Annotated in this window: 17 protein-coding genes; 9 read left to right on the forward strand and 8 right to left on the reverse strand. The window is 70.1% G+C overall.

Features of this window, described 5'->3' with window-relative positions; genetic code table 11:
* The 3 genes from ABZ297_RS40335 to ABZ297_RS40345 form a co-directional block, all read left to right on the forward strand.
* Positions 1–326: response regulator transcription factor (locus ABZ297_RS40335; protein ID WP_355357577.1), on the forward strand; the 326-nt coding region annotated here is incomplete at its 5' end.
* Complete coding sequence (locus tag ABZ297_RS40340; protein WP_355357580.1) at positions 323–898, forward strand: HAD-IA family hydrolase; 576 nt, start codon at positions 323–325, stop codon at positions 896–898. The genes ABZ297_RS40335 and ABZ297_RS40340, both read left to right, overlap by 4 nt.
* A 67-nt stretch (positions 899–965) precedes the next feature.
* Positions 966–1,709, forward strand: a complete 744-nt coding sequence (locus ABZ297_RS40345; RefSeq protein ID WP_355357583.1) for a hypothetical protein — start codon at positions 966–968, stop codon at positions 1,707–1,709.
* 9 nt (positions 1,710–1,718) lie between these two features.
* On the opposite strand, the gene ABZ297_RS40350 is transcribed toward ABZ297_RS40345, so the two are convergent.
* Positions 1,719–2,771 (reverse strand): hypothetical protein, encoded by a 1,053-nt coding sequence (locus ABZ297_RS40350; protein WP_355357586.1) that lies wholly within the window; start codon positions 2,769–2,771, stop codon positions 1,719–1,721.
* Positions 2,772–2,912: 141 nt separating this feature from the next.
* Here ABZ297_RS40350 and ABZ297_RS40355 point away from each other — a divergent pair, with 141 nt between their 5' ends.
* Both ABZ297_RS40355 and ABZ297_RS40360 read left to right on the forward strand, forming a co-directional pair.
* Complete coding sequence (locus ABZ297_RS40355; protein ID WP_355357589.1) at positions 2,913–3,296, forward strand: hypothetical protein; 384 nt, start codon at positions 2,913–2,915, stop codon at positions 3,294–3,296.
* Between the two features lie 5 nt (positions 3,297–3,301).
* Positions 3,302–4,648, forward strand: coding sequence for a hypothetical protein (locus ABZ297_RS40360; protein WP_355357592.1), 1,347 nt, complete (start codon positions 3,302–3,304; stop codon positions 4,646–4,648).
* Here the strand turns inward: ABZ297_RS40360 and ABZ297_RS40365 are convergent, their stop codons facing one another.
* On the reverse strand, positions 4,649–5,287 hold the full coding sequence (locus tag ABZ297_RS40365; RefSeq protein ID WP_355357595.1) for a TenA family protein: 639 nt from the start codon (positions 5,285–5,287) through the stop codon (positions 4,649–4,651). It lies immediately after the preceding gene.
* An 80-nt stretch (positions 5,288–5,367) separates the two neighbouring features.
* Positions 5,368–6,495, reverse strand: a complete 1,128-nt coding sequence (locus ABZ297_RS40370) for a TIGR03118 family protein (protein WP_355357598.1) — start codon at positions 6,493–6,495, stop codon at positions 5,368–5,370.
* Between the two features lie 103 nt (positions 6,496–6,598).
* Here ABZ297_RS40370 and ppgK point away from each other — a divergent pair, with 103 nt between their 5' ends.
* Together ppgK and hrpA are read left to right on the forward strand one after the other, a co-directional pair.
* The gene (gene ppgK / locus ABZ297_RS40375) at positions 6,599–7,312 is read left to right on the forward strand and encodes a polyphosphate--glucose phosphotransferase (RefSeq protein ID WP_355357601.1); all 714 of its coding nucleotides are present in this window, start codon (positions 6,599–6,601) and stop codon (positions 7,310–7,312) included.
* A gap of 280 nt (positions 7,313–7,592) precedes the next feature.
* Positions 7,593–11,462: an ATP-dependent RNA helicase HrpA gene (hrpA, locus tag ABZ297_RS40380; protein WP_355357604.1), complete on the forward strand. Its 3,870-nt coding sequence runs from the start codon at positions 7,593–7,595 to the stop codon at positions 11,460–11,462.
* Here hrpA and ABZ297_RS40385 read toward each other — a convergent pair.
* Both ABZ297_RS40385 and ABZ297_RS40390 read right to left on the reverse strand, forming a co-directional pair.
* Positions 11,452–12,048, reverse strand: a complete 597-nt coding sequence (locus ABZ297_RS40385; RefSeq protein WP_355357607.1) for a Uma2 family endonuclease — start codon at positions 12,046–12,048, stop codon at positions 11,452–11,454. The two genes, hrpA and ABZ297_RS40385, sit on opposite strands and share 11 nt — an antisense overlap.
* Before the next feature lie 126 nt (positions 12,049–12,174).
* Complete coding sequence (locus ABZ297_RS40390; protein WP_355357610.1) at positions 12,175–14,181, reverse strand: catalase; 2,007 nt, start codon at positions 14,179–14,181, stop codon at positions 12,175–12,177.
* Positions 14,182–14,248: 67 nt separating this feature from the next.
* On the opposite strand from ABZ297_RS40390, the gene ABZ297_RS40395 reads away from it, so the two are divergent.
* Complete coding sequence (locus ABZ297_RS40395; protein ID WP_355357613.1) at positions 14,249–14,902, forward strand: HAD family hydrolase; 654 nt, start codon at positions 14,249–14,251, stop codon at positions 14,900–14,902.
* Here ABZ297_RS40395 and ABZ297_RS40400 read toward each other — a convergent pair.
* The 3 genes from ABZ297_RS40400 to ABZ297_RS40410 all read right to left on the reverse strand — a co-directional run bounded on the left by ABZ297_RS40400 (position 14,895) and on the right by ABZ297_RS40410 (position 18,630).
* A complete protein-coding gene (locus tag ABZ297_RS40400; protein ID WP_355357616.1) occupies positions 14,895–15,218 on the reverse strand; it encodes a DUF5709 domain-containing protein in 324 nt (107 codons plus the stop codon). The genes ABZ297_RS40395 and ABZ297_RS40400 overlap by 8 nt on opposite strands.
* Positions 15,219–15,337: 119 nt before the next feature.
* On the reverse strand, positions 15,338–16,876 hold the full coding sequence (locus ABZ297_RS40405; RefSeq protein WP_355357619.1) for a gamma-glutamyltransferase: 1,539 nt from the start codon (positions 16,874–16,876) through the stop codon (positions 15,338–15,340).
* A gap of 26 nt (positions 16,877–16,902) precedes the next feature.
* Positions 16,903–18,630: an ABC transporter ATP-binding protein gene (locus tag ABZ297_RS40410; RefSeq protein WP_355357622.1), complete on the reverse strand. Its 1,728-nt coding sequence runs from the start codon at positions 18,628–18,630 to the stop codon at positions 16,903–16,905.
* Between the two features lie 69 nt (positions 18,631–18,699).
* On the opposite strand from ABZ297_RS40410, the gene ABZ297_RS40415 reads away from it, so the two are divergent.
* The coding region (locus tag ABZ297_RS40415) for a MarR family transcriptional regulator (protein ID WP_355357625.1) at positions 18,700–19,063 on the forward strand (364 nt) is incomplete at its 3' end.

Here is a 19,063-nt window from a genome sequence, read left to right on the forward strand (position 1 = left end):
TGGAGGCCGGGGCCGCCGGCTTCCTGGTCAAGGACGGGCCCGTGGAGGAACTGGCGGCGGCCATCCGCCGGGCGGTGGCCGGGGAGCGGATCATCGACCCGGCCCTGGCCGCCGCCGCCCTCAACGCCGGGCCCAGCCCCCTCACCGACCGCGAGCGCGACGTGCTCGCCGCCGCTCTCGACGGCTCCACCATCGCGGACGTGGCGGGCCGGCTGCACCTGTCGGAGAGCACGGTCCGCAACCACCTGTCGTCGGCCATCGGCAAGACCCACACCAGGAACCGGATCGAGGCAGCCCGCCTGGCCCAGCACAATGGGTGGTTGTGACCCCCTACGACGCAGTTCTCTGCGACTTCGACGGCGTGCTCCGCCAGTTCGACCACGCCGCGCAGGCCGCCATCGAGGCCCGCTACGGCCTCCCGGTCATGAAGACCGCCTTCGCCCCCGACCTCATGACACCCGCGGTGCTCGGCACGATCACCGCGGCGGAGTGGGCGGAGGCGCTCGCCGTCGCGCTGGGCGGCGACGAACGCGCCAGGCAGGCCGTCGCCGACTTCGCCGACGTGCCGTTCTGGGTGGACGAGGACGTCAGGGCGCTGCTCGCGAAGGCCCAGGAACGGGTGCCGGTGATCCTGGTGACCAACGCCATGGACACCCTGGAGGAGCACCTCGACCGCCTGGGCCTGGCCTACTTCGCCGACGACGTGGTCAGCAGCGCCCAGGTGGGGGTGGCCAAGCCCGACAGGCGGATCTACGAGATCGCCGCGGAACGGGCGGGAGCCGCTCCCGAGCGCTGCCTGTTCGTCGACGACCGCCTGGAGAACGTGGAGGCCGCCAGGGCGCTCGGCATGACCGGCGTCCACTACCGGGGCGTCGCCGACCTCGCGGCTGTGCTCTGAGGTCGCAGCGAGACGGCCACCGCGTGATGTGGACGGTCCGATCACGCGGTGGCTAGGCTGGGCGGCCATGGGCGACGAGGCAAGCATGAAGTTCGACCCGGTGAGCAAGCTGGCCGACCAGGTCGACGAGGCTCGCAAGAAGGTGGAGGAGGGCCGCACGGCCCTGGCCGCAGGCCCCGGAGCCGTCACCTACGTGCCGGTGCCGAGCGTGCCCAGCGCCAACGCGTTCGGCAACACCGGCAAGGCGAACCCGGCGGGGTCCGCGCACGCTGACCTGCAGGTCGCCGCCGACAGGCTGGCGGAGATCCTCGCCGGAGTGCTCGACTCCGACGAGGCGCGGCTCCGCAAGGTCATCAAGGCCTTCAAAGAGCTCGACGACAAGGTCGCCGACAGGCTCTTCGCCGGTGCGAGCAAGGGCTTCGACGTCTACAGCGCCCACGTGCACAGCCACGGCCTGCACGGCTACGACGACTACGTGCGCACCGGTCAGATCGACAAGCTGCACGACGCCATGAACGGCGGCCCGTCGCTGCTGGGCGCCGACCTCAACGCCGTGACGAACAACGGCGTCGACCCGAAGAACACCTCCTCCGGCGCCGCCATCCACGCCTTCCAGGACGACGGCTACACGGTCTACTCGGGCGCGACCAACGACGACGGGAAGGTCGTCGGCACCTCGCCCTCGGGCACCCGCATCGACCACGTGGCCGGCTCACCGGCCTTCACCATGGACGGGCAGCCCGCGCTGTTCGACGGGGCCACCTCCGACCACGACGGCCAGCGGGTCGACGTGGAGATCCCGAACTGGTAGGCCGCCCGCTCACCTGGGCTTGATGTTGATCTCGGTTCTGGCCGCGGACCGGCCCTCGCCGTCGTCGATCCGGTGGCTGCCGCCCCCGGGCTCGTTGGCCGGAACGTCGATCTTGCCGCCGGGCACGTCGAGCTTGATCCGGTCGCTGTCTCCCGTGCCGTCGATGACGTCGCCCTCGCGGACGAGCACGGCATTGCCGAACGGGGCGAAGGCGACGTCGTCGACGACGGGCACCTTGAGCCCGAAGATGGACACTCCGTCGCCGGCGTGGTACTTCGTGCTCGCCTCTTCGAACTTGACGTCCCAGTTGTCGCCGGTGCGCTCTTCGAGCTCCTCCTCGAGGTTCGCCATGTCGTGCTTGAAGACCTCCTGCACAGTGGCGATGTCCGCGTTCTGGTCGGCGATCGTCTGCGCGATGGTGTCGATGTCCTTCCCGGAGTCCGTGCCGTCGGAGTTGCCGGGGGAGTTGCCGGCGCCCTGGCCGACGTTGAGGTTCACCAGTCGCACCGAGCGCGGCTTCCACTGCTTGGCTATCTCGTCGAACTGCTCGGTGTAGAACTTCAGGTCCTGGCGCTTCTCGTCGAGCACGTCGTCGACGCGCCCGCGGATCTCCTTGGCCGCCGAGATCGCGCTCGTGACCAGGCTCGACTGCTCCTCGTCCTTCGGGTGGAAGGTCACTCCGGAAAGGTCCGTGGTCGACGGCACCGCGCTGATCTTCTTCTTCTCGTCGTCCAGGAGCCCTTGCTGCACGCGCAGCGTGGTGGCTGTGATGTCGAGCGTGTCGGCGATGTTGGTCGCCCATGCGCCGAACACCTCGACGTCGGAGGTCAGCCTCTTGCGGTAGTCGTTGAAGGAGTCGGCGGTCAGGCCCGTCCAGTGCTCCTTGGAGAACACGTGCTGCGCGGCGTCGTGGACCTTGCCCTGCGCGGACCTCGCCCTGCTCCCCAGGGTGCGCCAGGTCTCCGCCAGCGTCTCCAGACGTGCCGGGTCGGCTTCCAGGTTCCACAGGTCCGACGTGCTGATCGATGCCGGCTTCTGCTGGCCTTCGCGTTCCTGGGCCATGAACGCCTTCCTTTGTTCCGGGAGGGTCGGCACAAGGGTGACATCATGGAGTTACCACCCGCAAGATCACCAGGTCAGCCCTGTCTCGGGGCGCGAACCAGCGCGGCCGAAATCTGCCATTCGACTGAAAGGTGGGACAGGATGGACGATAGGGTGATCTGGCATGACGTGGGGCATCGGCGTACGAGGTGGATGGTGAGCCAGGAACTCCGGTTCGATCACGCGTCGCTGGACGGCGCGGGGCGGCACCTCCAGGACGCCGCCGCCCTGTTCCGGCGGCACACCGACAACCTGCTGGCAGCGGTGCACGGCACCGGGGGGACGGCGTTCGGCGGCAGCGCCACCGGCATGGCCATGGACCAGCTCTCCGACCTGCTCCACCAGGCCTGCGGGCACCTGCACGGCAACCTCCACCTGACCGGGGACGGCCTGCGCACCATGGCGGACGACCTGCGCGCCGGCGAGCTCGACGCCGAGGCCACCGTCCACGCCCTTGACCAGCCGGACGCCGTCCGCAAGGCCTGACCCGCATGGCGATCACGCTCCCCGCCCACCTGGAATCCGCGTTCCGCGAGCTCAACGTGGAGTGGCCGAGGGAGGACGAAGACCACGTACGCGCGTGCGCCACGGCCATCCGCGGCTGCGCCACCGCTCTGTCCAGCGAGGTGAACCCGGCGGCTCACGGCGCGGTCGCGCACGCCGCGACGAACAACGCCGGCGACCACATGGACGAGCTGAACCGTCGCTGGGCCGAGTACCACGACGACGGCGAGCAGCGCGGGCACCTGCAGGCTCTCGCGGTCTCCCTGAACGTGCTGGCAGACGGTCTCGACCTGCTCGCCCGCGTCATCGAGATCGTCAAGGCGATCCTGAGGCTGCTCGCGGCCTACGTGTTCATGGTCCTGGCCTGGGCCGTGGCCACGAGCCTGGTCTCCGGCGGGATCGGCGTGCTCGCCGCCCTCCGGGCGCGCGGCAGCGTCTCGATCCTGCGTGTGTTCGCCAGGCGAGCCGTCGCGAACCTGCGCGTCAAGTTCGAGCGGTACTTCGGCCGGAAGCTGATCAGGGCCGTCGAGACCCGCCTGCGCCGCATGCTCGGCGCCAAGCCGCCCAACTTCCCGGCCAAGCCGCGGCTGCGCAGGTCACTCGCCGACGTCGGCGCGCTGACGGCGGCCGCGGGCGGCGCGTTCCTGCTGGCCGAAAGGCCCGAGCGGCACCCGCACGGCCCGCCGGATCTCCCCAAGGGCGGCCCGTGGTCGGGCGAGTACAAGCTCGGCCCTCCCCAGGATCCCGGGATCCGCTACGACAACCCCTGGCCGTACGACCCCGACGCCAAGCCCACGGCGAAGGACTACGCGCTCTGGTACAAGTGGCGCGGCTTGATGCGCGGCGGCGAGTCGACACCCTTCATCGGCGACGCGGCCGCCGCCTACAAGCACTACCTCGACGGCTCCGGCACCGACTTCGACGTCGACTTCGAGCGCGCGTACCGCGAGGACAAGGGCGTTCGCGACTCTGTCGAGGCGGCGATCCGCCAGGCGCAGGACAACGCCGAGCGCCTCCACAGGGAGAGCGGCCGCAACGAGTTCCAGATGACGGGCGCGCCGAAGGCGGCGCTGCCCATGGAGACGAAGAACTGGCACAACCTGCTCGGCCACAGCGCGGTCTGGGGCAGCGGCGACGTCAAGATCCACGGCAACCAGGCCACCATGGAGCTCACGGTCAACGTCTACGACCGGTACAACTTCAACCGGATGGAGCACGGCGTCAAGACAGGGCCGATCAACCAGGAGAACGGACGCCTCGAAGAGCTGGGGTGGGCCAGGTCCTTCGACACGCGCGGATCGCTGACGCGCACCGTCACCTGGCCCATCAAATGATCAGCCGCCGGCGGCCATGTCGAAGAAGTCTCGCTCCAGCTCGACGGCCCGCCTGAACGTGCCGAGCACCTCGTCCCGCCTGCGTTCGTCCAGGTCGGGGCCGAGCCGGTCGAGCTCGCCCCGCAGGAAGCCGACCCAGGCCCTGAACTCCTCGCCCTCGTGCAGCTCGATCCACTCCCGGTGGACGAAGCTCTCGGGCGGCGGCTCGACGGTCCGCGACGCCCAGCCCAGGTAGCTCCACTCGGCCACGCACAGCACCGCGACGATCCGCGGGTAGTCCTGTGCGGCCCGGACCTCGTCCATGAGCTGCCTGAACGCCTCCGTCACCGGCTCGAGCCGCGCCGCCGTGCTCCCGCCCAGCGCCTCGAGCGCCCGGTGGAAGTACGTCTTCTCCTCGGCGGTCGCCACCTGCCCCAGGAAACGCCCGTACGGGACGCGCGCCTCGAAGGTGTCCGCGCTCGCCACGGCGGCCCCGAGCAGCGCCGTGAAGGAGTCGACGAACTGGAAGTCCTGCTCCAGGTAGTGCCGCATGTCGGCCTCGCCCGTCGTGATCGCCATCGCGAACGGGTGGGTGACCACCGCCGTCCACTCAGGTTCGCACTGCAGGCGCAGCCACTCGCTGAAGGATTGATCGTTCACGCTGCGACTGTATCGCCGCCCTGGTGAGAGGGGTGTTTCCGGCACGGCTCGCGCCGACCGTGCCGGAAACGTCAGCGGGGTCAGTAGCCCTGGTAGGGCGACCGACTGGGCGGCGGGGTGGCGGCCTTGGTGGCCTTGGTGGTCGGCGGGGTGGTGGTCGACGGTGTCGGCGTGGTGGTCCTGGCGGCGCCGAACCTGATCAGGCCCAGCAGGCCGTGCTGGGCCTTGTCGATGCCCGCCGCGAACCAGAGCGCGTTCTCCCCGCCGGTCGCGGCGGTGCCGGGCTCCAGGTCCCACAGGCCGGGCAGCACGATCGGCTTGCCGGCGGAGTCGAGCAGCGGGCCGAGGTGGCGGCTGCGCTTGTAGGCGTGGATGGTGCCGTCGCCGAAGTTGCCGACCAGCAGCGCGCCCGAGTACTGGCCGAAGGAGCGCGGCGCGGCGGTGATCGCCCACGGCGCGTTGAGGCCGACCCGGGCGATGCGCCCGGTGAGGCGTCCGTCCAGGGTGAACTGGCTGACGATGCCCTTGCCCGCGCCCGCGACGGACTTGCCGGTGGCGGGGTCGCGCTGGGCGTAGGCCACCCAGACGTGATCGTTCGCCACGGCCACGTTGAACGGCGAGTAGTTGGAGGGGACCGCCGGGTCCCTGAACTGCGAGCGGGCCAGCTTGATCTGACGGAAGTCCTCGTTGAACGCGTTCACACGCCGGTTCGCGAAGTCCGCGGCCAGCAGGAAGTCGCCGTTGTCGGTCTGGACGAGGGCCAGGCCCTTGTAGTCGGCCCCGCGCGTGAACGCCGCGATGATCGCGTTCTTCGGGTCGGCCTCGGCGTTCCAGCCCGTGATCGCGCCGCTGGGGCTGGCGAAGATGAAGGTGGCGGGCTTGCCCTTGACGGTGAAGCCCTGCCCCGAGTTGAACACCTGGCCCGTTGGCGCACCGCCCGGGATGGCGACCTCGGTCTGCTCCTTCTTACCCGTGCCGGAGTAGACGGTGGCGGTGCCGGTGCCCGTGGCGGAGACCCACAAGGTCTTGCCCATGGCCAGCCCCCACGGGTTGACCAGCTTCGCATCGGTGACGACGGCCTTGCCCTTGATATCCGACACGAGGTTGACGACGTCGAACCGCGTTCTGGTCGTGGCCTCTGCAGGGGTGGCGAGCGTCGCTCCCAGAACGACAGCAACAGCGCAGAGCGTGATGATGCGTGGCCGCATCCGTGCCTCCTTGTTAGCGCTTGTGACGGGTGATACGCGGGCGGCACGGACCCGGTTCAGTAGGGTTCGTGAATATTCGCCTCCTACGGGAAAGTGAACGGACATGGACGTTCTCGGCATCGACATCGGTGGTTCCGGCATCAAGGGCGCGCCCGTGGACACGGACGCGGGCACGCTCACCCAGGAGCGCCTGCGCATTCCCACCCCGCAACCCGCCAAACCGGCGCCGGTCGCCGAGGTGGTGGCGCAGATCGTCAAGCACTTCTCGTGGGAGGGGCCGATCGGCGTCACGTTCCCGGGAGTCGTGGTCGACGGGGTGGTGATGACCGCCGCCAACGTCCACCACTCCTGGATCGGCGTGGACGCGAAGGAGCTGTTCGGCGGTGTGCGTGTGCTGAACGACGCCGACGCCGCCGGTCTGGCCGAGGTCGCCTTCGGCAGGGGCCGCGACCAGCGCGGCACCGTCCTCATGCTGACGTTCGGCACGGGCATCGGCAGCGCGCTGTTCAGGGACGGCGTCCTGGTGCCCAACACCGAGCTGGGGCACCTGGAGCTCCACGGCAAGGACGCCGAGCAGCGCGCCTCGGCCCTCGCCCGCGAGGAGCACGAGCTGAGCTGGGAGAAGTGGGCCGATCGGGTGGAGGAGTACTTGCGGCATGTGGAGATGCTGTTCTCGCCGTCGCTGATCATCATCGGCGGAGGAGCGAGCAAGAAGGCCGACAAGTTCCTGCCGCACGTCCACATCGACACGCCGATCGTGCCCGCCTCCCTGGAGAACGAGGCCGGCATCATCGGCGCCGCGCGCGCCGCCCTCTGATCGCGACCGCGCCCACGCCGCCCGTCGACGGGCCGTTCGGGCGGACGCTCTCCTTCGCCGGCCCCCGACGGGCGGTCAACAAAGATCGTCGGGAGAGGACGCAACCACACGGGCTCCTTGAGAGTCTTACTAGTGACCGTGATTGCCCACGACGCAACTCTGGGGAGAGTGGGCCCGCCGTGGGCAATCACGGGATAATCGGATGCGCCAGGCGACGGCCGTCGGGCACGATAGGCCGTTGGCTCCGGGCTTGCGGGGCTCAAATATCCTTGTCAGCAGTATGGGAATCGCCGCGTTGTCCTCTCCGTTCACCGAACTGCAGTCACGCCTGCCCGAGCTCATGCCGCGCGACCAGCGGCGGCTGCGGCGCAGGCTCGATGGCGTGCGCCGGGTGCGCTCCCGCGAAGCCAGGGAGAAGATCGCCGCGGAGATCCTCGCCGACGTGGAACGCGCCGAGCAACGCCTGGCCCGCCGCCGTGAGGCCGTGCCGGAGGTGTCCTATCCGGAGAACCTGCCGGTCGCCCAGCGCAAGGACGACATCCTCGCCGCGATCCGCGACAACCAGGTCGTGATCATCGCGGGCGAGACCGGCTCCGGCAAGACCACCCAGATCCCCAAGATCTGCCTGGAGCTGGGCCGCGGGGTCAGGGGCCTGGTCGGTCACACCCAGCCGCGCCGCATCGCCGCCCGCACCGTGGCCGAGCGTATCGCCGAGGAGCTCGGCACCGAGCTCGGCCAGGTGGTCGGCTACAAGGTCCGCTTCACCGACCAGGCGAGCGACCGCACCCTGGTCAAGCTGATGACCGACGGCATCCTGCTGGCCGAGCTGCAGAACGACCGGCTGCTCGAACAGTACGACACGCTGATCATCGACGAGGCGCACGAGCGCAGCCTCAACATCGACTTCATCCTCGGCTACCTCAAGCAGCTGCTGCCGAAACGTCCCGACCTCAAGGTCGTCATCACCAGCGCCACCATCGACCCCGAGCGCTTCTCCCGGCACTTCGACGACGCCCCGATCATCGAGGTCTCCGGCCGCACCTACCCGGTCGAGGTCCGCTACCGTCCGCTCGACGAGGAGGACGACCAGACGCAGGGCATCGTCGACGCCTGCCGCGAGCTCGTCGGTGAGGGCCCCGGCGACATCCTGGTCTTCCTGTCGGGTGAGCGGGAGATCCGCGACGCCGCCGACGCGCTCGCCAAAGCCGACTTCCGCAACACCGAGGTGCTGCCGCTGTACGCCAGGCTGAGCGCCGCCGAACAGCACCGCGTCTTCCAGCGCCACACCGGCCGCCGCATCGTGCTGGCCACCAACGTGGCCGAGACGTCGCTGACCGTCCCCGGCATCAAGTACGTCGTCGACCCCGGCTACGCCCGCATCTCCCGCTACAGCCACCGCACCAAGGTGCAGCGCCTGCCGATCGAGGCCATCTCCCAGGCCAGCGCCAACCAGCGCAAGGGGCGCTCCGGACGCACCTCCGACGGCATCGCGATCAGGCTGTACGAGGAGGAGGACTTCCTCGCCAGGCCGGAGTTCACCGACCCCGAGATCCTGCGCACCAACCTCGCCTCCGTCATCCTGCAGATGACCTCGATCGGGCTCGGCGACATCGAGGCGTTCCCGTTCGTCGAGCCGCCCGACCGCCGCCAGGTCAAGGACGGCGTCAGCCTGCTGCACGAGCTGGGCGCCTTCGACGGCCACGGCCAGCTCACGCCGACCGGCCGCAAGCTGGCCAACCTGCCGGTCGACCCACGGCTGGGGCGCATGGTGCTGGAGGCGGAGAAGAACGGCTGCCTGCGCGAGGTCATGGTGATCGCGGCCGCGCTGTCGATCCAGGACCCCCGGGAACGTCCCACCGACAAGCAGCAGCAGGCCGACGAGAAGCACCGCCGCTTCGCCGACCCCGAGTCCGACTTCCTGTCCTACCTCAACCTGTGGAACCACCTGCGCGACAAGCAGAAGGAGCTGTCCTCCAGCGCCTTCCGGCGGCTGTGCAAGGCCGAGTTCCTCAACTACCTGCGGGTACGCGAGTGGCAGGACATCTACAGCCAGATCCGCCAGTCGCTCGGCGTCCAGCCCAACGCGCAGCCCGCCGACCCGCACCAGGTGCACGTGTCCCTGCTGGTCGGGCTGCTGTCGCACGTCGGCGTCAAGGAGGTCATGGAGAAACGCGCCTCCGACGGGCGCAGGCCGATCCAGGAGTACCTCGGCGCGCGCAACGCCCGTTTCGCCGTCTTCCCCGGCTCGGCGCTGGCCAGGAAGCAGCCGCAGTGGGTGATGTCGGCCGAGCTGGTCGAGACGTCCCGGCTGTGGGCGCGGGTGAACGCGAAGATCGAGCCTGACTGGGTCGAGCCGCTCGCCCAGCACCTGGTCAAGCGCAGCTACTCCGAGCCGCACTGGGAGAAGAAGCAGGGCGCGGTCATCGCGCTGGAGAAGGTCACCCTGTACGGCCTGCCGCTGGTGGTCGGGCGGAAGGTCAACTACGGCCGGATCGACGCCGAGCTGGCCCGGGAGCTGTTCATCCGCCACGCGCTGGTCGAGGGCGACTGGGACAGCCACCACCAGTTCCTCCGCGAGAACCGCAAGCTGCTCGACGAGGTCGAGGAGCTGGAGAACCGGGCGCGCCGCCGCGACATCATGGTCGACGACGAGGCCCTGTTCGACTTCTACGACCAGCGGGTCCCCGCCGACGTGGTCTCGGCGCGGCACTTCGACTCGTGGTGGAAGAAAGCCCGCGCCGACACCCCCGACCTGCTCACCTTCTCACCGGAGATGCTGGTCAACGAGGGCGCCGACGTCAGCGCCCGCGACTACCCCGACGCCTGGCGCCAGCTCGGTCAGCGGATGAAGCTGACCTACCAGTTCGAGCCCGGCGCCGACGCCGACGGTGTCACCGTGCACGTTCCGCTCCAGGTGCTCAACCAGGTCAGCTCCGACGGGTTCGACTGGCAGATCCCCGGCCTGCGCGAAGACCTGATCACCGCGCTGATCAGGTCGCTGCCGAAGAACCTGCGCCGCAACTTCGTCCCTGCGCCCAACTACGCCAAGCAGGTGCTGGCCGGGGTCAGGCAGGGCGGCGAGCCGCTGCTGGAGGCGGTCGAACGGGAGCTGCTGCGGCTGACCGGGGTGCGGGTGCCGCACGACGCCTGGCAGCTCGACCAGGTGCCCGACCACCTGCGCATCACGTACCGGGTGATCGACGAGCGCAAGCGGACCATCGCCGAGGACAAGGACCTCGACGCGCTGAAGCGGCGGCTCGCGCCGCGACTGCGCCAGACCCTCTCGGCCGCCGCCGACGACCTGGAGCAGACCGGCCTGCACACCTGGAGCTTCGGCACCCTCCCCACGGTGTTCGAGCAGGGCCGCATGAAGGGCTACCCGGCCCTCGTCGACGACGGCGACTCGGTCTCCATCAAGATCTACGAGACGCAGGCGGAGCAGCGCCGCTCCCACTGGCCCGGCACCCGCCGTCTCCTGCTGCTGAACGTCACCAACCCCGCCAAGTCCCTGCTGGGCGGCCTGTCGAACCAGGCCAAGCTGGCCCTGTCGCGCAGCCCGCACGGCGGCGCGGTGGCGCTCTTCGACGACGTGGTGAACGCGGCGGTCGACAAGCTCATGGCCGACCTTGGCGGCCCCGCCTGGGACCCGGTCTCGTTCGACCGGCTCTACCAGCACGTACGGTCAGAGCTGTTCGACACGGCCGCCGACGTGCTGGCGAAGGTGGAGCAGATCCTCAGCGTCTGGCACGCGGCGGGCACCCTGCTCGACTCGCAGCGCGGCAGCGCCTCGGCCGACGACATCCGCGACCAGCTCGGCAAGCTCGTCTACGCGGGCTTCGTCACGGCCACCGGCCACCGGCGCCTGCCCGACATCCTGCGCTACCTCCGCGCCCTCGAACGCCGCCTCACCAAGCTCCCGGAGGAGCCGTGGCGCGACGAGGAGTGGATGGACCGGGTCCACAAGGTCGAGGACGACTACCACGACGTCCTGGCCAAGCTGCCGCCGGCCCGGAGGGCGGACCCCGACGTGCTGGAGATCCGCTGGATGATCGAGGAACTGCGGGTCAGCTTCTTCGCCCAGACTCTCGGCACCCCCACGCCGGTCTCGGAGAAGCGCATCGCCAAGGCGATGGAGAAGCTCACGCCTTGAAGATCGAGGTGTCGAGCTCGAAGTCGATCGGGTCGGGGAGGCGGAGCGGGCTGCCGATCGACACCGTGGTGGTCGTGCTGTAGGCGCCGTCCTTGATTTCGCTGAACACCGTGACGGCGGGAGGTTTTGCGACGGGATCGATCAGGAGGTAGATCGGCACCTGCCCGGTGGCGTAGACGGCGGGTTTCTCCACGCGATCGCTGTGTGTGCTACCGGCCGAGACCACCTCGGCGACCATGATCAGCCCGGAGGACAGCAACTCCCGGTCGCCCCATCGGGGACAGTCGGACGGAGCGAGAACGAAGTCGGGTTCAACAGGGTCTCGCGGCCCGTCGATGCACACATCGACGTTTCCGGAGCGGCCTTTCCATCCATTCGCGCGCATGATGGGAAGGAGTGCTGCGTAAAGCTCCATGGCGCAATCAGCGTGTTCGGGGGTGCCAACGGGGGACACGATCAGGTTTCCTTCGATGACATGGGCCCGGAAGCCGGGCATTTCGGGTAGGGCGTCGAAAAGCTCTCGAGCTGTCGTGGGCATGCGTTTGTCATCCGCCTTCACAAGCTCGGCGTGATCTCTGATCGCCATGGTAACCACCATAACTCTCCCTCCGTACTCGAACGAGCACGCTAAGTATCGCATTCCTCGGGTCAAGTCAGAAGCGCTTCGGCAAACGGCCGCCTCCCTTGCGGGGAAGGCGGCCGGGGTTGCGCGTCAGGCGGGGAGGGTGGTGACGTCCCTGTCGAAGAAGCGGTGGGCCGCGACCGCCTCCGCGAACGGCTGGGCGATGTCGTCGCCCTTCACCACCCCCTGGTCGCCCGGCAGCCGCGCCGCGTCCAGGAGCAGCGTGCCCGTCCCCACCGCGCCGATGGCCTTGCCGTGCTTGAAGGCCTCGGCGACGAAGAACGTGGCGCGGCCCAGCTGTGACAGCACGGCGCCGTCCGAGGCGACCACCGCGTCGTAGACGACCGAGTTGACCGCGCTGAGCTGCCGGTCCACAGGGACGTCGGCGACCCTGCCCTCGTGCGGCGCCACCACCTCGCAGATCGCGCCCTGCTCCTCCAGACGCTGCCTCAGCGCCTTCACCGCCCCCGCGTCGGTACCGTCGGCCATCAGGATGGCGATCTTGCGGGTGGCCACGCTCCTGGGCTGGTCGGCCTGGCTGAGCGCCGGTGAGGCCGTGGCGTGGACCCGCGGGCCCTGCGGCGCCTGCAGGCCGAGCCCGCGCGCCACCTGCGACGCCAGGTCGGGGTGGATGGACGCCAGGTGGCCGAGCACGCCCTCCTTGATGGTCCTGCGCTCCACGTGGCCGAGCTCGAACAGGAACGCGGCGACGATGTGCTCCTTCTCCCAGGACGACATGCTGTTCCAGAACAGCGTGGCCTGGCTGTAGTGGTCGTCGAAGCTGGGGCTGCGCTTGCGGATCTTGGAGCCGTCCACTCGCTCCTGGTAGTGGCGGTAGCCCTCGGTGGCCGCCGGGTGGCCGCCGCTGATCGAGTTCGGCGCGTAGCTGGTGCGCGACTCGTGGATCAGATGCTGGTGGAAGCCGTCGCGCTGGTCGTTGCGGACGTCCGCGAGCGGCCGGTTGATCGGGATCTGCGGGAAGTTGGGCCCGCCCAGCCTGAGCAGCTGCGTGTCCAGGTAGGAGAAGAGCCGGCCCTGAAGCAGCGGGTCGTTGGTGAAGTCGATGCCCGGCACCACGTTGCCCAGGTGGAAGGCCACCTGCTCGGTTTCGGCGAAGAAGTTCTGCGGGTTGCGGTTGAGCGTCATCTTCCCGATGGGCCGCAGCGGCACCAGCTCCTCAGGGATGATCTTCGTCGGGTCCAGCAGGTCGAACTCGAAGTCGTGCTCGGACGACTCGGGCACGAGCTGCACGCACAGGTCGTACTCGGGGAAGGCGCCGCGTTCGATCGCCTCCCACAGGTCGCGGCGGTTGAAGTCGGGGTCGTTGCCCTGGATGCGCAGCACCTCGTCCCAGACCAGTGAGTGCGTGCCGAGCTTGGGACGCCAGTGCCACTTCACGAACGTCGCCTCCCCGGCGGCGTTCACGAGCCGGAACGTGTGCACGCCGAAGCCCTGCATCATGCGGAAGCTGCGCGGGATGGCCCGGTCGGACATCAGCCACATCACCATGTGCAGCGTCTCGGGCTGGAGCTGGACGAAGTCCCAGAACGTGTCGTGCGCTGACTGCGCCTGCGGGATCTCGTTGTGCGGCTCCGGCTTGACCGCGTGCACGAAGTCGGGGAACTTGACCCCGTCCTGGATGAAGAAGACGGGGAAGTTGTTGCCGACCAGGTCGAAGTTGCCCTCGCTGGTGTAGAACTTGGTGGCGAAGCCGCGCACGTCCCGTACGGTGTCGGCGGAGCCGCGCGACCCCCCGACGGTGGAGAACCGCACGAAGACCGGCGTCCTGACGGAGGTGTCGGTGAGGAACCGGGCGCTGGTCAGGTCGGTGAGCGGCTCGTAGAGCTCGAACTCGCCGTACGCGCCGGCCCCCCGGGCGTGGACGACGCGCTCGGGGATGCGTTCATGGTCGAAACGGGTGATCTTCTCGCGGAAGTGGAAGTCCTCCATGATCGTGGGCCCGCGCAGGCCCGCCCTGAGCGAGTTGTCGGTGTCGTCGACCCGGACGCCCTGGTCGGTGGTCATCGGGAGATCGTCAGCGGGAACGCGGTCCTCGTCGAGCTGCCGGTTCTTGGCGTCGTCGCCCTGCTGCTTCATGAAAGGTCCCCTTCGAGATATGCGGATTTGATCCGTAAAGTGGGGGGACGACCGACTGGGAGGTTTGATGATCAAGGCAGTGGTGCTCGACGTGGGCGAGACGCTCATCGACGAGACGCGCATCTGGTCGCGCTGGGCCGACCGCCTGGGCGTGAGCGGGTTCGTGATGATGGGCGCGCTCGGCGGGATGGCCGCCCTGGACCGTTCCCACCGCGACGCCTTCGAGCTGGTGCGCCCCGGCCTGGACATCGAGGCGGAGCTCGCCGCCTGGGCCCGCGACGAGCCCGACAGCCTGCGCAACCACTTCGACGCCGACGATCTCTACCCCGACGTCCGCGAGGCGCTGGGCGCCCTGGGGCAGGCCGGATACCAGGTGATCATCGCGGGCAACCAGCCCGCCAGGGCCTACGACGCGCTGATCGCGATGGGCCTGCCGGTCGACTCGGTGCACACCTCCGAGGGCTGGGGCGTCTCCAAGCCCGCGCCCGAGTTCTTCGCCAGGGTCGCCGCGGTCGCGGGCCGCGAGCCCGGCGAGATCCTCTACGTCGGCGACCGGCTCGACAACGACGTGCTGCCCGCAGGCAGGGCGGGCATGCGCACGGCGCTGCTGCGCCGCGGCCCGTGGGGCTACCTGCACGCCGAGCGGCCGGCGGCGAAGGCCGCCGACGTGATCGCCGACGATCTGCACGCCCTGCTGCCCGCCCTGGCGCGGCTCAGCTGAGGTCTTCATCGCGGTCGACGCGGACGGCGCGCTCCTCGGCGGAGAAGTCTCCGCCGTCCTCGCCCCAGTCCTGGCCGACCTCGTCCTTCTCGGTGTCGGATGCCAGGCCCTCGTCGGGCTGGGTGATCCGGTGCCCGGTCCGGGGCGCGTGCGCGCGCTCCGGCTTCTCCCAGCGCAGCCGCTCGTCGAGCGTGTACGCGTGCCCGGGGTCGTTCTCCGTGATCTCGTGCCGGAGGCCCAGGTCGTCGTTCCACTCCTCGACCTCGATCCCCTGCTCGTCGCTGTAGCCGTATCGGTCCGGAGGTTGTTCGGTCATACGTCGCTCTCTACCCAGCGACCAGTCGCGAATCCTCTGACTTGGCATCCCTTGGGCCGGGACAGCCCTGCCTTGTCCCGCGCCCCGAGGTCCCGCGCCCCGAGGTCCCGCGCCCCGCGTCAGCGCCCGATCGCCGCGCCGATGACGGCGCGCGGGTCGGCGGCTCCGGCCAGCATCCCGTCGGGGTGGACGTCGATCAGGTGGGCGTGGCCGAACGCGCTCCCGTACGGCAGCGGGGCCACCTGATGGCCGAGCGCGGCCAGGCCGTCCGCCCAGGACGCGCCCTCCTCCAGCTCCAGCCCCTGGCCGTCGGGGGCGTCCCAGGTGTCGAAGCCGTTGCCGGTGCTCAGCTTCCAGCGGGGCGCGGAGACGGCCTGGCCCGGCGACTGCCCGTGCCTGAGGAGCCTGGTGATGATCTGGAGCAGGATCTGCGGCTGCGCGTCCCCGCCCATCGTGCCGACGACCGTGCGCAGCTCGCCGCCCGGACGGGTGATCAGCGCGGGCGCCAGCGTGTGCGGCGGGCGGCGGCCCGGCCCGTACTCGGCGGGATGGCCGGCCTCCAGGGAGAAGCCGATGCCGCGGTTGTGGAGGTTGATCCCGGTACGGGGTTCGAAGAGCATGCTGCCGAAGCCGGACGCGTTCGACTGGATCAGCGAGACGCCCAGGCCGTCACCGTCGACCGCGCACAGGTAGGTCGTGTCGCCGGCGCCGGCGGGCGCGCGCAGGCGCAGCCTCGCGGCCGGGTCGACCAGCGCCCGCCGCCGGGCGATCTCACCGGGGGACAGGACGTTCTCCGCGCCCTCGTGGAGCACGGCCGGCCGGTCGTGGCCGGAGATACGGGCGGCCTCCGACAGCAGGTGCGCCCACCCGGGGTGGCGGGGATCGGCGGGCAGGTCCAGGCCGTCCAGGATGGCCAGCGACATCAGCAGCAGGTAACCCTGCGAGTTCGGGGGCACCGACCAGACGTCGTGGCCGAACGCGCGCACCCGCAACGGCTCGACCCAGTCGGCGTTCGGCTCGGCCAGATCGGACTCCGCGTACTCGCCGCCGCCGAGCTCCATCAGCCCCTCGCCGAACTCGCCCAGGTAGAAGGCGTCGCGGCCGCCCGCTCCGATGGCTTCGAGGGTGCGCGCCACGCCGGGCCTGGACATGCGCTCGCCCGCCGTCAGAGCCCGGGCGAAGTCGCCGCCGCCCGGCCGCTGGGCGGCGGCCCGCGCGCCGGGGAGCATCAGCGGGGAGACGGGGAAGCCGTCGCGGGCCAGCCGGGCGGCCGGTCCGAGCAGGTCGGCGAGGGGGAGGCGGCCGTACCTGGCGTGCAGGGCGAGCCAGCCGTCCACACAGCCGGGCACCGGGACCGACCTGACGTCGTGCTGGTACGGCATGCGCCGATGCCCCTCGGCGCGCAGCCGGGCCGGGTCCGCCCCGGAGCCGGCCCGGCCGGACGCGTTCAGCGCGGTCACCGCCCCGTCGTGGACGAGCGCGAACAGGTCACCGCCCAGCCCGCACATGTGCGGGGCGACGACGGCCAGGACGGCGTTCGCGGCGATGGCGGCGTCGGCGGCCGACCCGCCGCGGTCGAGCGCCGCGACCCCGGCGGCGGACGCGAGGTGGTCGACGCTGCACACCATGCCGGATGGGGCGTATCGGGTGTTCTGCACCTACCGAGAGTATGTCCGGACGCCGCTCACACCAGCTCCAGGTCCCTGTTCACCAGGGCGGCGTAGTGGGCGCCGCGGGCCATCAGGTCGTCGTGGGTGCCGCGTTCCACCACCTCGCCGTGGTCCAGGACGACGATCTGGTCGGCGTCCCTGACCGTGGACAGGCGGTGCGCGATGGTGATCGTGGTACGGCCCTCGGCGAGGACGTCGAGTGCCTCCTGGACGGCCCGCTCCGTCTGGGTGTCCAGGGCGCTGGTGGCCTCGTCCAGGATCAGGACCGGCGGGTTGCGCAGCAGCGTCCTGGCGATGGCCAGGCGTTGCTTCTCGCCGCCAGAGAAGCGGTAGCCGCGCTCGCCCACCTGCGTGTCGTAGCCGTCGGGCAGGGAGGCGATGTGGTCGTGGATGCGGGCGGCGCGGGCGGCGGCCTCCAACTCCTCGTCGGTGGCGGTGGGCTTGGCGAAGCGCAGGTTGTCGGCGATCGAGGCGTGGAACAGGTATGTCTCCTGGGAGACCACGCCGACGGTGTCGGCCAGCGTGTCGAAGGTGAGCTCGCGGACGTCCACGCCGTCGATCGTCACCCGGCCGCCCGTGACGTCGTACAGCCTGGGCAGCAGGTAGCTGAGGGTGGTCTTGCCCGAGCCGGTCTCGCCGACGACGGCCAGGCTGGTGCCCGCCGGCACGGTGAGGTCCACGCCGGTGAGGGTGGGCGTCTCGCCGTAGGAGAAGTCGACCTGCTCGAAGCGGACCTCGCCGCGTACGTCCGGGAGCGTGCGCGTACCGGGGTGGATGTCCACCGGCAGGTCCAGGTACTCGAAGATGCGGCCGAACAGCGCGAGCGAGCTCTGCACCTCGACGCCGAGCCGCAGCAGCGACACCGCGGGCCGGAACATCCCGGCCTGCAGCGTGGTGAAGGCCACCAGGGTGCCGACGGAGATGCTGCCGGTGTAGCCGACGGCCCAGTAGATGAGCGCGGGCATCGCGGCCATCACGATCTGGATCGACGACTGCCGCCAGCGGCCCGCCATGCTGGAGCGGACCTCCAGGTCGGCCAGCTCGCCGGACGCGCCGGTGAAGCGCCGGGTCAGTTCGGGGGAGCGGCCCATCGTGCGGCCGAGCAGGATGCCGCTGACCGACAGCGACTCCTGGACCATGGACGCCAGCCCGGCGAGCTTGCGCTGCCGCTCGGCCGTGATGCGCCTGCGCTCCTTGCCGACCTTGCGGCTGATCCACACGAACAGCGGCAGCAGCAGGAGCGAGACCACCGTCAGCCGCCAGTCGAGCGCGATCATGGCCACGATCGTGGCGATCACGCTGGTGAGGTTGGAGATGATCGAGGTGGCGGTGGAGGTCACGACCGACTGCATGCCGCCGATGTCGTTGGCGATGCGCGACTGGACCTCGCCCGTCCTGGTGCGGGTGAAGAAGGCCAGCGACATGCGCTGGAGGTGGCTGTAGACGGCGGTGCGCAGTTCGTGCATGACGCGCTGGCCGACGGTGGTGGAGATCAGGGTCTGGAGGACGTCGAAGACGCTCGTGGTGACCGCCACCAGGATCATGCCGAGCGCGAGCAGGGTGAGCAGCCCGGCGTCGCGCGCCGGGATCGCCACGTCGAGCACCTCGCGCAGCAGGAACGGCGAGGCCAGCGAGACCAGTGACGACAGCAGGATGAGGGTGCCCACCAGAGCGAGGCGGGCGCGGTAGCCGTGGAAGAGCTTGACGATGCGCCTGAGCGGCACGCGGGGTTCCTCTGCCAAGTGCGGCTCCTTTCAGATGCAGGCTCAAACAGAGGCTAGCTCATAGTTATTCCGGCTAAACTTATGACCATGGAGGACGTCGAGCTGTCCGAGCTGATGCACCGGGTGAGCCGCAGGCTGCGGCACGGCTACGTGCGCCGCCTCGAACCCCTCGGCCTGAGCCCGGGGCAGGCGCGGGCGCTCAGGGTGCTCGCCGACACCGGCAGGCCGCTCAGGATGGTGCGGCTCGCCGAGGAGTTGCGCATCGTGCCGCGCTCGGTCACCCCCGTGATCGACGCGCTGGAGGAGGCGGGCCTGGTGCGCAGGGAGGCCGATCCGGCCAGCCGCCGCTCCACGCTGGTCGTGCTCACCGAGGAGGGGCGGCAGGCGGACGAGAGGTCGCGCGAGGCGCGCCGGCAGGCGGGCCGCGAGCTGTTCGCGGTGCTCTCCGACG

The organism is Nonomuraea sp. NPDC005983, from assembly GCF_040614375.1.
In the GTDB taxonomy this organism is placed as follows: domain Bacteria; phylum Actinomycetota; class Actinomycetes; order Streptosporangiales; family Streptosporangiaceae; genus Nonomuraea.

Coding starts and splice junctions, on each gene's coding strand:
- ABZ297_RS40345 (WP_355357583.1), top strand. CDS start 966: ATGGGCGACGAGGCAAGCATGAAGTTCGACCCGGTGAGCAAGCTGGCC.
- ABZ297_RS40350 (WP_355357586.1), bottom strand. CDS start 2,771: ATGGCCCAGGAACGCGAAGGCCAGCAGAAGCCGGCATCGATCAGCACG.
- ABZ297_RS40355 (WP_355357589.1), top strand. CDS start 2,913: ATGGACGATAGGGTGATCTGGCATGACGTGGGGCATCGGCGTACGAGG.
- ABZ297_RS40360 (WP_355357592.1), top strand. CDS start 3,302: ATGGCGATCACGCTCCCCGCCCACCTGGAATCCGCGTTCCGCGAGCTC.
- ABZ297_RS40370 (WP_355357598.1), bottom strand. CDS start 6,495: ATGCGGCCACGCATCATCACGCTCTGCGCTGTTGCTGTCGTTCTGGGA.
- ppgK (WP_355357601.1), top strand. CDS start 6,599: ATGGACGTTCTCGGCATCGACATCGGTGGTTCCGGCATCAAGGGCGCG.
- hrpA (WP_355357604.1), top strand. CDS start 7,593: ATGGGAATCGCCGCGTTGTCCTCTCCGTTCACCGAACTGCAGTCACGC.
- ABZ297_RS40385 (WP_355357607.1), bottom strand. CDS start 12,048: ATGGCGATCAGAGATCACGCCGAGCTTGTGAAGGCGGATGACAAACGC.
- ABZ297_RS40390 (WP_355357610.1), bottom strand. CDS start 14,181: ATGAAGCAGCAGGGCGACGACGCCAAGAACCGGCAGCTCGACGAGGAC.
- ABZ297_RS40395 (WP_355357613.1), top strand. CDS start 14,249: ATGATCAAGGCAGTGGTGCTCGACGTGGGCGAGACGCTCATCGACGAG.
- ABZ297_RS40400 (WP_355357616.1), bottom strand. CDS start 15,218: ATGACCGAACAACCTCCGGACCGATACGGCTACAGCGACGAGCAGGGG.